This window comes from Candidatus Nitrospira salsa (assembly GCF_965152625.1).
In genome coordinates, this window is the sequence record NZ_CBCUCO010000003.1 from 25648 (window position 1) to 42189 (window position 16542).

The 16542-nt window shown below is 44.8% G+C and carries 11 protein-coding genes; 2 read left to right on the plus strand and 9 right to left on the minus strand.

The window, feature by feature from the left end; translation table 11 throughout:
* Positions 1 to 92 precede the first annotated feature (92 nt).
* Complete coding sequence (locus ACWQXP_RS11655; RefSeq protein ID WP_454063046.1) at positions 93 to 1235, minus strand: polysaccharide deacetylase family protein; 1143 nt, start codon at positions 1233 to 1235, stop codon at positions 93 to 95.
* A gap of 302 nt (positions 1236 to 1537) precedes the next feature.
* On the minus strand, positions 1538 to 2638 hold the full coding sequence (locus ACWQXP_RS11660) for a glycosyltransferase (RefSeq protein WP_454063047.1): 1101 nt from the start codon (positions 2636 to 2638) through the stop codon (positions 1538 to 1540).
* Positions 2639 to 3343: 705 nt separating this feature from the next.
* Here ACWQXP_RS11660 and ACWQXP_RS11665 point away from each other — a divergent pair.
* A complete protein-coding gene (locus ACWQXP_RS11665; protein WP_454063048.1) occupies positions 3344 to 3625 on the plus strand; it encodes a transposase in 282 nt (93 codons plus the stop codon).
* Positions 3626 to 3810: 185 nt separating this feature from the next.
* Positions 3811 to 4080: a hypothetical protein gene (locus tag ACWQXP_RS11670; protein ID WP_454063049.1), complete on the plus strand. Its 270-nt coding sequence runs from the start codon at positions 3811 to 3813 to the stop codon at positions 4078 to 4080.
* Positions 4081 to 4745: 665 nt separating this feature from the next.
* On the opposite strand, the gene ACWQXP_RS11675 is transcribed toward ACWQXP_RS11670, so the two are convergent.
* From ACWQXP_RS11675 to ACWQXP_RS11705, 7 genes are all read right to left on the minus strand, one after another.
* The gene (locus ACWQXP_RS11675; RefSeq protein WP_454063050.1) at positions 4746 to 5726 is read right to left on the minus strand and encodes an NAD-dependent epimerase/dehydratase family protein; all 981 of its coding nucleotides are present in this window, start codon (positions 5724 to 5726) and stop codon (positions 4746 to 4748) included.
* A 106-nt stretch (positions 5727 to 5832) separates the two neighbouring features.
* Entirely contained in the window at positions 5833 to 6849 is a 1017-nt protein-coding gene (locus tag ACWQXP_RS11680) for an NAD-dependent epimerase/dehydratase family protein (protein ID WP_454063051.1), read from the minus strand.
* Between the two features lie 16 nt (positions 6850 to 6865).
* Positions 6866 to 8059, minus strand: a complete 1194-nt coding sequence (locus ACWQXP_RS11685) for a glycosyltransferase (RefSeq protein ID WP_454063052.1) — start codon at positions 8057 to 8059, stop codon at positions 6866 to 6868.
* A complete protein-coding gene (locus ACWQXP_RS11690) occupies positions 8044 to 9741 on the minus strand; it encodes an FAD-dependent oxidoreductase (RefSeq protein WP_454063053.1) in 1698 nt (565 codons plus the stop codon). Before ACWQXP_RS11690 ends, ACWQXP_RS11685 begins: the two co-directional genes overlap by 16 nt.
* A gap of 801 nt (positions 9742 to 10542) precedes the next feature.
* Positions 10543 to 11502, minus strand: coding sequence for a lysylphosphatidylglycerol synthase transmembrane domain-containing protein (locus ACWQXP_RS11695; protein WP_454063054.1), 960 nt, complete (start codon positions 11500 to 11502; stop codon positions 10543 to 10545).
* A gap of 976 nt (positions 11503 to 12478) precedes the next feature.
* Positions 12479 to 14116: a DUF5060 domain-containing protein gene (locus ACWQXP_RS11700; protein WP_454063055.1), complete on the minus strand. Its 1638-nt coding sequence runs from the start codon at positions 14114 to 14116 to the stop codon at positions 12479 to 12481.
* Positions 14117 to 15351: 1235 nt separating this feature from the next.
* Entirely contained in the window at positions 15352 to 16524 is a 1173-nt protein-coding gene (locus tag ACWQXP_RS11705) for a glycosyltransferase family 2 protein (protein WP_454063056.1), read from the minus strand.
* Between the last annotated feature and the right edge of the window lie 18 nt (positions 16525 to 16542).

Here is a 16542-nt window from a genome sequence, read left to right on the forward strand (position 1 = left end):
CCGGGCGACAGATGAGATGTATCAAAATAGTGGGAACGACGACAGCGTCTCGCCAAACAGCAGCAGGGTTCTCACAGCTTCAAATCAACCTATCAAAATCCCTTATCACCCTTTAATCTTCGCTTAATTTTGGATTCAATGATTGACAGAAGGCTCGCTCTCCCTTCTCCAGGGAGTCTAAAGATAAAATCATTTTTTAGCCTCACACACCTGTACGGATTGTCCCCCTTTTTATTCGCTGGCTTTCCCGGGATACAACCACAGAAGTTGGTTAGATACCCTGCTTCCATAGATAGCTTGGTGGAAAGCTCGCTATACAGACAGTTCGGGTAGCAAAGATGATTGACAGGTTTTCCCAATCTGTTTTCTATCATCTCCTTGGAGAGGGAGAGATCCTTAAGGATAGCGAGAGAAGTGTCTTGGGCAGTACTGTAATAACTTGAACCATTTCTTTGCATTTTATGATGTTTGGCAAACCTCATCATTTCCTTTCGCCTGCTCTTAACGGATCCGTTTCCTTTTACATGCTCCTGATAAAAGCGAATACACGAAGATTGTAACTGAACATCACCAACATAATACCCCTTGCCTTCCATGAGCGAAGCGGACTCATAGATGGGCATTCCAAAGAAACATTCAGGGGGACTTGCAAGGTATTCTGGCTCAAAACCATATGGCATTACTTGATCATATATTGGTTGGATCCTATCTTCATCAAGGAAACCAATAAGCCGGTCACTTGTGAAAACCTTATGGTGGTAAAGGGAATGGCTTTGAATATCAACCAAACCACTTTTGTGCATAATCTCTATTTCCTCCCACGACAATAGTGCTTCTCCATTTATTGGTTCGGAGGTAGGGCATATCACGGTTTGTTCAACCGTGTAACCAGGGATTATAAACACCACCGCGGTAAATCCATATTTTAGGAGGAGAGGATACCCGTATTCCCATACGCTCCTACGCCCATCATCAAACGCAAGGAGGATCGTTTTGGGTGGAATTGGGATATCATTCGTTAGATATGCATACAGCTCATCCGCATTTATTGTCCTATACCCATTGCACTGAAGATAGGATAACTGCAGCTCAAAGCTTTGAGGATTTATCGTATGGAAAACGAAAATTGGGATTTCACTAAGACGAGCATTTGGAGATGATGACGTTACAAAATCCGGATACGCATGACGAACAAAACAGTTCATCTCACTAACGATTTCTGAAAGAGTATCCATCGATTACCCCAAAAATGGAGGTTACAATAACCTCTTGATAACCAACCAGTATACGTTAAATACCGCACTTATAGTCGTTAGTGTGACTGACACACCTCTACTGCACACTAATTGAGGCGATACATACAATCGCCCACTAACAAGAATTTCTTTGTCAAGAACTTTTCTTGAACCCTGTGAACTGTGCAGTTAAAATTTCTGTGGACATGTCAGACAAGGTATGAACCCGAGGTTATCTATAAACACGCTAGCAATAAAACTACAATATCTTCCGTGCCCCGGTATCACAACGCTATGGCATATCACAAAGCTCTTTTAACCATAGCCCAATAGGCGTTAAATATATAACTTGTGATGAGCACGAACAGCGATAGAAGTTTATTGTTCATAAGGTAAGGTGATACATATATGGGGCCACTAACCAGAAGCTGCCTATCTGAGACTTTTCTCGTCTTCTGGATTTGTTTTCTGCGTATCCTCAATTCATTTACTTCCTTTAGTAATTTATACAAGGCTTTAAAATAAAGGCTAGGAAATCGCTTGTAGAAAAAAAACCCTAATTGCAACAGATCATACACACATAACACGGGTAGGCAAAATACCATCGTTCGGGTCGAGTAAGACGTTATAATCAACCGCCACCGATTATAGACTTGGCCAAATGCTCGGAAATGTCTTGCTCCTGACCATTCTTTCGTTTTATGGAAGCATATAGCTTGAGGAATATGCCAGCATTTATAGCCTGCCAGTTGAAGTCTGTGATATAGCTCTCCATCGTCACCCCAAGCCATTAAATAGCCTTCATCAAACAAACCAATTTCTTCAACTTTTTGTTTTTTCAAAAGCAATATCCCACACCCTGTCTTCATCTGTGGCACACTATACTTGACGCATTCCGTCAATGGTGCATCTCTATTATAGGCAACAGCTGTTCCTAAATAATGCAGCTGTATCACATCCATATTTATTTTTGAGGGATCCGTATAATAGAGCAGTCTGGGCGAACAAATCGCCACATTATTTTCTGAGTTTATGAAAGCAACCAATATCTTAAGCACGCCTTTTCCTAGGACTATATCATTATCTATGAGAAATACCAGACTCGATTTCGCATTTTTAATAGCAACGTTTCTAACTCTATTAAGGTTTTTGGTATTCCCACCCATTTCAATTATGACAACTTCTGGAAATTTACTTTTTACAAACTCCACACTTCCATCATTTGAACCATCATCAACCATGATAATTCGTTTAGCTTCATAGTCTTGATCCAGACAAGAGCGAATAGTATCACCCAATATATCCCTTCCATTATAATTAACAATTGCGATCGTGACCTCTTCATGCTTCTGACCTGGAGACCTCATGCCTAAATCTAAATGCTCCTTTCTGTTTCTTACCATCCAAAAACTTGGCCGCCGCGAACGGGAAAATCTGAGCTTCTGAAATAGGCTTTTGACCTTAAATCTCTGTGAATTCGAATGGCGTCAGGTGGCCCGATGAGCCATGAGGCCGTTGCTCAGTGTAATCGATCCGCAAGACCTCAATTTTCTTGAATGGGTGCTAAGTCCAGTTGGAATTTGAAACGGCTCCTTCCCGGTGGTGAGATGGCGTTCGAGCAAGAATCGACTTCATCCCTCTGAGAAGAGAGGAGCCACCTCATGAACAGTATTGCGAAAACTCCTATAGAGAAGCAAGTAGGCGCGCCGCTTGGGACCCGAGCGTGTCCTTCTACCGGCGCAGTATGAGGGGTTCGATGTGGAGACGAAGGCCGAATGCATTTGTGCGCTTATCCCCTTGGGGCCGATGCATCTCCACGACCTCTTGGAGGAGGAGGTCGGGAAATTGGCAGGCACCCGCTATGCCCGGAAAGCCTCGCAGTTGCCTGGGCAGCAGCATGGGACTAATCCCGGCAGTGTGCAGGTGGCGGGCCAACGGCATACGCTTCGTATCCCCCGCGTGCAGCTCGTGGCTGGCAGCGAGATCCCGTTACAAACGCTGGACCACCTTCGTAGCAGGGGGCATTGGATGAGGTCCTCCTCAAGCGGCTGCTCTATGAGATTCCGCGTCGGAATTATGAAGCTGCGGCAGTACCCTGAGCCATTGGCTTGTCGAGTTCGACGGTGTCTCGTGCCTTTACGCAAGGCAGTGCCACGCAGCTCAAGGCCCTCCCAGAACGCGACCTGAGCGCGCTGGCTCTCGTGGCCGTCTTTCTGGAGGGGAAGACCTGCGCCGACATGACGATGGTCGTGGCCATTGGCGTCTCGCTGACAGGCGAGAAACACGTGCTGGGGTTTGTGGAAACAGGGACAGAAAACGAACCCAGTCTCACCACATTCCTGTATACGCTGGGGGAATGGGGCTCAATCCCTCGCAAGGCCTGCTGGTGATCATTGATGGTGGGAAGGGCTTGCGGGCGACAGTACGAACGGCCTGGCATCCTTCGGCCGTGGTTCAACGCTGCCAGTAGCATAAGCGAGAGAATGTGGTAAAGCATTTACCGAAAGGCGAGCAGGAGTCCTGACGGCACCGCCTTCAACGGGCCTATCAGCGTCCGACGTATGCGGAAGCGAAGATGGCGCTCGGTCACCTGCAGCGCGTACTTGAGACTCGGAACCAATCAGCGGCTCGGAGTTTGGCGGAAGGGCTTGCGGAGACATTGACGTTGCATCGGCTTGGGGTCTTTGCTCTGCTGGGGCTGTCCTTGAAGACGACGAATTGTCTAGAGTCGATCAATGCCTTGGTCAGCGGTGTGCGAAGGTGGATCGGTGGACCAATTCGAATCAACGCCAGCGCTGGTTGGCCACCGCGCGGTTGGGTATCAAGGCACGGCTTCGGAAAGTGAAAGGCTACCGACTCTTACCCCGATTGCGAACGGCACTCCAACGTGAACTGAACTTGGAGCCGACCACGACACAAAGGGTTGCCGAAGGAACAACTTGGGAGCCGTGACGAATTTCAACTAACTTTGGGCTTGACTCGCGTCAACGGGTTGAAATGATTGTTGTGCATCTAGATTCAAACACAAAGGAGACATCCTACTACGACCCAGTATACCTGTTACCTTGTTTACCCATTATAGCAACTGTGATTTGAAATGTATGGGAAACACTCCCAGCAAACGTTAGCACGACCGAAACCCCGTTGACCTAATAACATAATTCATGCTGCCCAGATTTAACGGAGACACACTCGAGGTCCTTCATTTCTTCATTCAAATAAGTTCATTGGAATTTTTTGAGTTCCTCCTTGGTACACCAGCGAGCCACAAAATGCATAGGTGGGTTTATTAGAGTAAGCAGTAGGAGATCTCAACGGGCGAAAACGAATATGTATAGTTGGAAACTCTCCAATAGTCACTTACTACTGAAAAGTTTTAAACCATTTCAACATCTATTCCGCAACTGAGTACAGGGGCCAAGCCTGTGCCCTCTCCTATCTCAACCGGATAACGGTCAGTGCAATTATTGACCCTCTAGTAAAACCCTAATATCCATGGCACAAAAATCTTTAGAGGTATCCCCTTTCCTTGTACCACGAAGCTGTTCGGTGAATACCTTCTTTCAAGTTAATCTTTGGTTGATAGCCGAGTTCCTTGATTGCCTTAGAAATATCAAATGCTCTGTTTTTTTTAAAGAAATCAATACGCCTCCGATATAGCGGCGGTTCAATGCCAAATGGTTTACAAATAACTTCACAAGCAAAGCCTGCTGCATACACGGGCCATAGAGGAAGACGCAATCCTGGAGGCTTCACCTGCAACTCATCGGCAATCATGGTAACCAGTTGATTAAGTGGAATATATTCTTTTCCACCCAGAATATACGTTTTCCCAATGGCCTGTTCTGATCGACTACACAAGATAATCCCATCCACGAGATCATCTATATAAGTAAAGTGATAGTTCACCGTCCCAGCTCCGATCATGACAAACCGACGACGGTGAATCGCTCGAAAGAGTTTGAGAAACCGCATGTCTCCCGGGCCATAGATTCCGGCAGGACGAACAATGGTCACCGGCAAATGACCATCCTTCATGTAGCGACGCGCAATATCCTCACCCTGCAACTTTGTTTCTTGGTAAATATCTCCAGGACCAAATGGAGCTTCTTCAGTAGCTGGTGATGTAACAACATGCCCATGAACGCCAACCGTGCTACAATGCACAAACCTCGACACACCACATTCAATCGATGCTTTGAGTAAATGCTCAACACTCTCCGCATTCACTTTTCTAAATACTTCAGGGCCGACTCCCTGCTGACGGAATAATGCTGCAATGTGGAAGACAATGTCGACACCATCCACTACATTCCGAAACGTGTCAGGATCACACAGATCACCCCTCACAAGTTCAACATTGAGTTTCTCTAATTCGCTGGCGCGAGTCTCTGGTCGAACCAAACTCCGAACGTGATAGCCCTGCCGGACCAACTCCGCACACAAATGGCCACCCGTAAAACCTGTTCCCCCCGTAACAAGAACCTTCACCACTCACTTCCCATCGGACAGGTTATTCATACAACAAAATAAACAAGCGAGAGAGCATTCCATACAAGACAGACTGTCAAGAACAATTTCAACCTCGAAACGTTAGCTACCTGGCACTTTCGGTCAAAGCCTCTTGCCAGCTCTTTGGCATATTTTTCAATATCTCAACTCCCTCGAACGTCTTTCCTCGCTTTGCACCGACCTTTTTAGCCCATGCCGCCATCCTCAGCACGCCATCATCCAAGCTCACTTTAGGGGCATCACCAAACACTTCGTGAAGCTTTTGATGACTTGAGAATGCATGCAGCACCTCATTTCGTGCATCTAAATATGTAATCTTCTTCTCGCACTCCATAGCCCCTGCAACAATCTCAGCTAACTCATTGACGGTATGCGGGGTTTCAGCACCCACATTGAACACCTGGTTCAACGCCCGCGAATTAAAGGGAGAACCAGCAATAATCGGAGCCACATCCTGGATATAGGAAAATGCTCGGCTCTGCTCTCCATCTCCAAATATGGTCATCGGTTGCCCCTGCATCAGTTGATTCATAAAGATGCCTACAACATTCCGATACCGATCACCGATATTCTGCCGTTCGCCATAGACATTATGAGGTCGAAACACCACATAATCGAGACCAAACATCTCATGACTTGCTTGCAAATCTTGTTCAACGGCCAATTTGGCAATACCGTATGAATCTTCAGGAACCGGAACCATGTCTTCAGTCATCGGTAACTGATTCTGCCCATACACGGCGATGGATGAAGTAAATACCACGCATTTGACCTCATAATTGACGGATGCATTGATGAGATTAATACTTCCAATCAAATTATTCTCATAATTGAATTTTTTAATGAAGTGACTTAATCCCTCCGCCGCATAGGCGGCAAGATGATACACATAAGAAAATTTGTATTTTGTGAATAACTCATGAATCAACTGAGTATCCACAATACTCCCTTCAACAAACTCTGCCCCCTCAGGAACATTTTCGCTGAATCCACCACTCAAATCGTCCAACACCACAACATGTAAGCCACGTGCAATCAATTCATCAGCGACATGCGAACCGATGAACCCTGCCCCACCAGTAACAAGTACCGTATCGGCCATGGTTTTCACCCTCCCTTCAGGCAATAGGCGCGACCCCTGCATGTTTCCCGTAGACTTCCCGCAACTGATATCCAACAGCTTCCCACGAATACTCTGACGAGGCTTTTTGATAACAATTTGCCCCAAGGTCCTGCGCTCGTTCATGATCGAGTAAGAGTTCCACAATCATCTTGGAAAAGGTCACGAAATCATTATTGGGGGCATAGACCCCTAAATTCCCTAAGATTTCTCGATTGACCGGATTATCAAATACGACACATGGAAGACCCAACGCCATGTACGTAAACAATTTTAAATTCGCTTCGGATGACGACACTTTTGGTGAAACCGACACACTTCCTAACGACAGATATCGAGGAGCATCGGCATACTCGATCTTACCGGTAAAGATCACTCGATCCCCAAGTCCCATTGCGATCGCTTTTTTCTGATACGATTCTTCGGGAAAACCAATAATCAAAAATTTAGCTGTCGGAACTTCCTTGAGCACTAACACAGCCATATCCAATAATAAATCAATACCTTGATACGTCGTCAACACGCCAATAAACACGACAACTTTATCATCTGGAACAATCCCGAGTTTTGTTTTCAGGGCAAGATCCTCAGGCTGACGAGAGAACACATCCAGATCAACACCATCTCCAATCGTTGACACATTCGTCACGCCGAACGTTTCTGTGACCTGTTGGGCCGTGCGAGAGGCACTGGTGATCAAATGACATGGCATGGCATTGACCTTTTTTTCTATCCATCGCACAACTGTTGCAAGCCACGTCCAACGAGGAAGAAACCCATGATCAAGGACTTCTTCCGTCAAACTTCCCTGCAAATCAGCAACCATGGGGATTTTGTACCACAGACTCGCAAGTTTCCCGATCACAATCCCTTCGTGCAAATGTGCATGAAGAATGCTAGGACGAAACGACCGACAGGCCTGAAGCACTTTCCATAACAACAAGACATCAATATAGAATTTATGGATAGAAGGACCAGCGGAAAGTTTTTTGTACCAAGGAATCGTCATGGTTCGAATCGTGTCAATGCCGTCGATATCTCTTCCCAAATGATACGTACAGAGTTGCACAACATAGCCTTGACTCTTTAACGCTTTAATCTCGCCAAGAATCCGTACATGGCAGCCTCGATCCGCAAAAAATGGTGTGGGCGCGATGACAAGAATACGATTAGACGCTAGTTCCTCCGGCATAGACTTGCTCCTCTCCGACGAAATTCAGCATTTGTCTCATCCAATTCACTTTGGATTCTGCGTTCGTCCCATTTCATTTCTTTGGCCATCAACATGGCACATGAGTGGAGACATTCAGTGCCAGGATATCCAATCGTGCCGAGCCCCGTCCGTCGAAATACCACATCACTGAGCGTCTGAGCCATTTCTTTCCTTACTCCATGAACGACTTCCGCTTTGGTCACTGGCATATGCGCGATTACTTGGGTGCCGAATTTCTGATCTTCTCCACTGTACTGAAAAATTTCAGAGAAACGAGACCCGTAGGTACTCACGATATGTGAGACACATTGAGGAGGTAGACTGTCAGGCTTTTGCTCCATTGCTTCCCGAACAAGCTTGTCTTGACAAAAAATATCCCCACCGTAAACTGGCACGGTCCCAGTTGTACATGGAATTGATCGTTTCCTTAATTTGAACAACACCAGATCAACCGTTTTTTCGGCTACCGCTCGCGCAGTCGTGAACTTCACACCACTTACGGAAAGCATTCCTCTGATGCCTGATTTTTTTTCATGATCATAAATCACAGCATGCTTGGCTAATTGAACATCTTTGTTGACACCTAACGCATCACTTCTCGGCAGGAGACCCCAGTTGACCAACTGGACATCATTTCGTGTAATCCTAGCTTCGGGAAGACTCGCGTTTATTTCTTCTAGCTGAGCCTCGATCTCCTCATCGGTCACACTTGCATCATCAGGATTTCCATCATATCGTGCTTGAAAGGTCCCAACTAATGATCGATTGCGCCACGGAGTAATAAAGAAATACCGACTTCCTTTATTGATGATCGCGTCAGCATCAACGTATGAATATTGACTGGGAACTCCAAGAGCCACACCATCAACAAGGGAATTGGTGACCAGAACGACAGCCTTGAGTAGCGGGATTCGAAAGGGGACAGCTGAACCATTCCCCGATGACATGAATCGATCCAACCATGGGCCACTACAATTGACGACCAATCTTGCTTGAATTTCCATGAGATTGCGGCTCAGGATATCCTCTGCTTGTACCCCCATAACTGAACCACGAGCCAGGAGAAGTTTAGAAACTTTTACATAGTTAAGCAAATCTGCCCCTTTGTCATAAGCTGACTGCAACATAGCCAGCAAAAGACGTTCAGAATTATGAACTTGAGCATCAAAATAATACGCCCCTCCAGTCAATTTTGATTGATTAATGACTGCGCAACGCTTCAGGGATTGTTCATTGGATATCACATGGCTTGGAGGAAACTGGACGGTTTCAGGTAATTGGTGATTTCGATCAAACGCAATGAGATCATTGACCTTCAGCGCAATACGCAGCAGAGATTTTTTGGCCCCAATATGCTGGTAAGTCGGGATGAGAAACGGCATAGGCTTCACAAGATGAGGGGCAATTCGTACGAGAGTACTCCTCTCTTTAATCGACTCTCTCATTCGAGTTAAATTCCCATGCTGTAAGTAACGTAATCCCCCATGAATGATCTTGTGGCTATTACTGGATGTTGCATGACCGAAATCACCTTTTTCTAAAAGAAGGACTTTCAAGCCACGAAAAGCTGCATCTCGTGCAACACAGGCACCGTAAATCCCTCCCCCGATAATCAGCACATCGTATTCTGTTCGAGAAGCTTCTTCTGGTGCTCGTTTCATCTTTTGCTCAGTAAGTCCATCCTAGTAGGTACGGAAGCCTCATATAGTCAATAAAAAATTTCGCATTAATACGACAAACGCGGGCAGACCCTATTCCTTTAATCATGAGGAACAATGTCGCTATCTGTCAGGTCTTGAGATATTTGCTGCGCCTGTGATAGAGACAAACTCATTTCCATGTCACAGACGCACCACGAGATTTCTGTAAAAAAATAATCAATTACGCCTTTTCTCATACTGAGAGTCGGGTTCGAAATGAGTCAAAGAAAGATTAGCGTTTCCGCTTGAGACGGACACTGTCAAACAAAAATAATCAAACAAATAAGAAAGACACCACTGTGAAGCTCAATGAGCTTACGCCCATAGCATCTTCAGATTTCTTCGGCTGAACCTGCCGAAGCCTCATCCTCCTTCGCGCTCGCCTCTGAAGCTTTGGCGCGCAAGCGGTTTAAGCTTCAGAGGATAACCCGTTTCGCATTCATCTACGGATTGAGTCTACTCCGCCGAAGTCGCTTTGGCTACGAAGGCCGAGCACTCGGCCTTTCTGCGGAGACGGGTGAAAAGTGTGCCAATAAAAGCTAAGATTTGAGCGAATAAAATGCCTTGCCCAAGTTATTACACCTGACAGTTAATTACCCAAGTGTTAGAAATAAAAAGCGATCTCTTCTTCATATAGGATATAGACGGGCTATGAGAATCAGCAGTGGATCAGAAGCCGTCGATAAACCACTCGGTCGATTGAGTTACCAAAAAACAGCGGATAGCTCAGAATTGACTAGGTGCTTGGGTCGTTATGTATGTCTAGGGTTTCAGCGTTTCTCCCTGTTGTGAGTTGTACCCCAAACCATCCCTTAAGTAAAGATACCCTCCAGGTAAAACAGCTAGGATCAAGAGGAGTCTCAGAATTAATGCCATAGTAAGGATGATTGTAGGGTTCGTTCCCGTCAATGAAAAAAAGTAGACAAAAGCGCCTTCCTGAACACCTAGACCCGCAATCGATACTGGCATCATGGCAATAAGCGTGATGACTGGAATAAATAATACATAGTAAGCCAACTCCACAGTTATGCCCAATCCCAGGCCAACGAACCAGGCGCCATAGACACGAACCAGTTGAATAATAAAAGAAAGGAGAAAGGCTAAAAATAATCTCACTTTTATTCCTTGATAAAAGAAAAAAGGCTGACGTAACCGTTCAACCAACACAGTGACTTTGCTATGCGGCTTTAATCGTGTTTCAATCCAAGGAATAGCAAAATAACAACCCATGAGTCCTCCAACAATCAAAGCAAATACGGTCATAAAAACCCTACTAATCGCAACTGAATGTATTTCATCCAGTTGAATGTTTAAAAACAAAAATCCTATCAAGGCCGTTCCTAAAAGTGAAATGAGTCCTAATAACCTTTCCATAAATATTGAAGAAAATGAATCTATGGCTCCCGAACCAGATTTCATGAGACCATAGCCCTTCAAAAACTCACCCCCTACACTGGATGGCATGACAAGTCCCACAAATGAACTTTTGAAATAAATCCCTAAAACATGCCTAAAACTCAAAGTCGAAGATGCCTGATTAATTAAAGTATGCCACCTAAACGCATTAATAAAACGGTTGAGCAACACGAGCATCCCAGCTATACAAAAATAGCCAACTTTGACATCGTTTAACCCAGGAAAATCATCCCACTCAATTGCTCGCAAGAGAAGCGCCGTGACGAGGATACTCACGATGAGACGAAACCAAAAGGCATAGTTCATGGAGAACGATCCATCTGTACGAACAAGATCAACATAAATTGCTGTCAAGATTTTTTAAAGATCATATCACAGTGACAGCATCTCTACTTAAAACCACTGCACATTCATTTTTTCTCTTAACGTCTCATTGAGAATTAGATGTATCGGCCTGGAAGAATCAATCTTCACATGATACTGATTGAACCATACATGCAAGAGGTGACGCGTGACTTCACACCTACTATCACAAAACAATCTCCTGAGAAAGCTGCGAGGTGTCGGCGTTCACATTGAATTTCTCATGCATGCCCACCTTATCAGGTGTCAAGCTTCGCTCTCATCTTTATTTCATTCGAACGTCTATAGATAAGTTTCGACAATTCCTTTCGACTTCTTGAAGTTTATCTATCTGAATTTCTAAACCAGACTCAAAAGAACTGAGGTAGCCAGGAATTGAAATACACCTAATAAAAAGGAACACGATTCCTTGGGGATATGTCTGATAGGCATGCAAACTTATATGGCAAAGTTTAAAAGTGGGAACCACGCGAGCCCTGAAAATTGCTCGTACACTAAAGACCACGCAAGACTAAATGCGTACATAGCAAAGAGAGCCTACAGTTCTCGAGGACTGCACATTTTGAAGGGCTCCAAACTGCAACCAGAACAGAAGAATGAAGCGAGTCGGCTAAAATAAGCATAGACACAGGGCACCAAGGAGTATGAAATCTTGAAAAGAGGCTGGATTGCTTGCCAAAGAACTCGAGAGGTGCATGCTTGAACCATGCACTCGGCAAGAGTTCAAAATCATTTGGTTGTGTAGGGTTTTGCAATAGGTTAGATGCGTGACAGCGCCTGATTTCAAAACGAAGTCTTCCTGAAATAAAATAATTCGAAAATTTATGGCCGCGGCCAAGAAGTTCTCAACCACTGCTCAGGCCCACTTTTAAAACCCGTGATTGGTGATGCTATCTGGTGGTGCTGCAGGAGCCCTATTTCACTGGACCCTGAGACTCGTAGGTGCGGCAGGAGGTGTGGTATCAGCCGCCCCTTTTGTGAGTAGGAGAACCGTATCACCTGAAAATGGGGAATGTAAGGTTCGAGATGCTCCACCATTTACCTGCCCACCGTTCTGGGTCGCTCCTGAGATGGGATTAAACCACAACAGATCGAATGTACCTCCAGCGCCTCCCAGGTTTATGGTGATTGAGCCACCATTTTCGTCATAGACCAAGTATTCGAGGCCCGTTTTCCCTGAGGCAACCTGCCGATTGGACTTCGACACGAGAGAGTTAAGCTGTTGGTATTCTCGATACGTTGTCTTAGAGTAAAAAAAATCAAACATGCGACGGACTTCAGGCTCCCCGGGCATATTGCCAGGATTATCACTCCATTTAGTCCATTCAGAATACAGAGGCATCACGCCCGCCATCATGATACCCCAAGCCGCTCTTCGAACTTCCGTCTTGTTGCGAGGCTCCCCAAAATTCCCACCGGGAAGCTCCCAAATCTCTTCAGACCCGATGATCGGTTTGTTCAAGAATGCACCCGCCACTCCCCCTGTGGTATTGCAGCTACCCTGACTTTGACCGGCAGTACGGGAATTGGCAGAAAAGATATCTCTTGTCGGCTTTGATGGACTTGCTGCCTGTCGCATGGAAAAATCAAGCCAGCCTATAAAATCGCTCTTAGAACAGTCATGGATAGTAAGCAAAGATGCAAAAGGATGAAAAGCCTGCACTTCATTCATGATCTGATTGACTTCTGAAGCACTCCAAATGTCCGTCCATTCCCATGTCGGGGAAAACCCCATATACGAGGCATAGGCTCCAAAGCGAGCAACCATATAATGAGCAAGTATCGACGTCATATGGTTTTTGTTTCCCTGTGAAACGAATCCATCAAAAGGAAACACATAGACCCCTTTACTCAACGCATGGAGGAGCATTTTTTCATAATCTCGCCAAACCGCAAGGTCAAACACATCTTTTTGTCCGTTCTTCCACCAGCTCCTCGAGTTTTCCGAGTTTGATGGGGAATCCACCATGGCCATATTGTACCCGCGAGCAATCATCTTGTTTGTCATGATATCAATATACGTAGACGAAGCAGTTGCCCAAGTCGTTGATGTATGAATTTCTGGGCCAACGTGATGAAGATCATAGCCTCGAAAATTAAATGGCTTACCCCTAGAGGTCATAAAATACCATGAATTATCAGTCGCGACTTTTAAGGGCCCTGGTAAGCCCGTGTCGACAACTATAAAACTCCCTGAACCTCCCGGCGTTCCATCCGTCCAATTATAGACATAACTCCATGTTCCTATCTGGTCGGGCATAAACCGCAGTTTCCAGACATTCCCTGTTTGTCCACCTTTTCCATCGCCATCGTAAAAGCCAAAGAAGTTGATCTTCTTCCCAGTCGGTGAGGTATACGTCACTTCTAGATTTATTTCATTAAAATTAAAAGGATTATTATAGCTTTTTGAATTAATCACCTGAGCCCACCACGCATCATAGAGCCCTACCTGGCTCATTCCCATGGCAGGACTCCACATGAAAACCATGACCGCAACAAAGAATGCCCCTACACACATAATCTTTTGAATACACAGAACAGTTCTCTTGGAAATCATAGTTACCCTCATACAGATCAAATTGGTAATTGAAGTATTAGCCGAATAAGGCTGATGTTTTTGGGAGAAGCTTAAACACTCAGGTGGGGACAATGCCAAGTGTAGACACAAACTGGAGGATTAAGAGCAACGTTCTCAGATCATTCCCTCAGTGGTGGGCGATCATCATGGAAAGAGGCACTTACTCTCAGATGTATCAATTGAATCTCGAAATGATAGATAGTATAAGTTCCAATCATGTTTCATCCTAGTCATCCTGACTTGACAAGATACTATGCAGATCGATGCATTTTAAGTTTCCACGAATTCTTCACCCAAATACACCTCAATCTCCCTCAACAATGATATATCAGTAGACCTCCTTAATTGTCTTAGACCGACATTTGCCTAAGAAGGTTATGAAAGATTTTATAAACTTACTACAAATGATAGGACGATCACACAATGCCCACATTTCCCGATGTGGAAGGCCACTTGGTACCATTGTTATCAAACACATTTTGAACCTAACATGTTCTTGTTACGTTTTTCTATAAACACTATGAGAAATACCCAACCTATTTTTTACTTCCAAGTAATCAAAATCATATGCTTCATTTCCCCTGAAACCAGAGGCTTTTCCTACATTGACACTTCTACGGACTCTATAGGTACATATATCTCCTTTGATGGGTGACTAGTACCTACTGAATCCGGATCGAAGTTTCGACTCATCTAATATGGGGAAGGGATCAGGGGGAACTCTTGAAAATATCTATGCAATCATGCCATGTAGGAATGCGGTTATGGTATCCCCAAAATGTGCTATTTGGGGTCTCGGGGCCAAGACCTATGGCCAACATAAGCTATTAGACTTTTCAAGCAGAGTAGATTTTTCGGTATTAATAAAAAAGGCATTGAGAAATCAACGGCTAGGAATTAGCAGCACGAGAATGCCGAAACACTGACACTGAGGCATTAAATAGAACTTTGTAATGGGATCATGAAGTTTTGAGCACGCATATCCACAAAACCAAAGACTGGCTCCACAAAGACATCCTATACTTCCGTCCTTGCCAAATATCTTTGGCACCATAATTAAGTATAATATACTAACTTAATAAACTAGCTTTACAAAAAAACAGCAGAAATTGAGGAGGGAATCGACGAACAAGGACCGGATCAATTTGCTTCAGCAACGTCGATGCAAAAGCAGATTAAGGATAAGTATTTCCGATGGAACATCCCCACACTCGTTAGCCAAGAAACCACTTGGCACAAGTCCAATACCCTCTAAAAAATCGGCACATGGCATGATGGCCAATGCGGACGAGTGGATTACGACAAAGGTCGGCTCTCATATTGATGAATCCGCCCGAGAGTAACTCACTGTCACCTCGACGCTTAAGAGCTTGAACCATTCGTCGCTTTCTCATAGTTTGAGGTAACATCTTTATCACATCCCAATTGGCCGTAACGTATCGTCCCAACTTCTTGTTAAGCGCCAAGAAGACAATTACTGACACTTCGTACACCACAAATGCTGGGAACAAAACCAATACTGTTCTCCACGAATATGTTTGAAGTATCATCGACCAACGATTCTTAACCTGACGATCCACGTGTGTAAATCCCCTCTGTTTCATCCGATGATATACCAACGCTGCTGGAACCGAGTAAATCTGGTGCCCTGCCAAAGTTAGGCGAAAGGTGAATTCACCGTCACTTCGACCGAAAAAGTAGCTTTCGTCGTATCCTCCCATCTTTGAAACTGCTTCCTTTTTTATGAGAAAGGCTACTCCGCCCTGTATATTGATACGGAAGGGATCAACTGGAAGAGGGAGCCTATCATGTAGCTCTTTTTCAATTAGTTGATTTGATGCCGTGTTTTTTGTTTGGGACTCTGTCCCATACGTGATCCGTCTTTCTGGATTCACAAGGACGGCTTCTCCAAGAAAATGAAGGTCGACGCCATCAAATTGCACTAACCCAGGATCTTGTTCATAACAAATGCGCGGTGACCACACTGAAGCATAAGGGATTTTCTGAACAGCCTTTTCCAATTCACTTAAACAATCTGGGGCTAAAAATGCGTCGTCATCTATTATCATCACGAAAGGGTACTTTGCATGACGAACCTGAAGGTTTCTCCCCCCACTACAACCGGAATTAGTCTGATTAACCACGAGACGAACATTAGGGAAATCATGCTTAACAATTACAGCCGTTTGATCAGAAGAACAATTATCAATAACGATAACTTCATCTGGAGGATGTGTTTGATTCATAACAGAGTTTAAACACTGATGAATACGGTGCTGAGCATTATAGGCTAATACAGCGACACTGATCTCGACACTTAGTTCGGAATTGGTCTTCCCACCTATCGATGTCGATGACCGAGACTCTGTGCTATTCAAGGTGTGCAACTCAGAAACTCCCTAAGT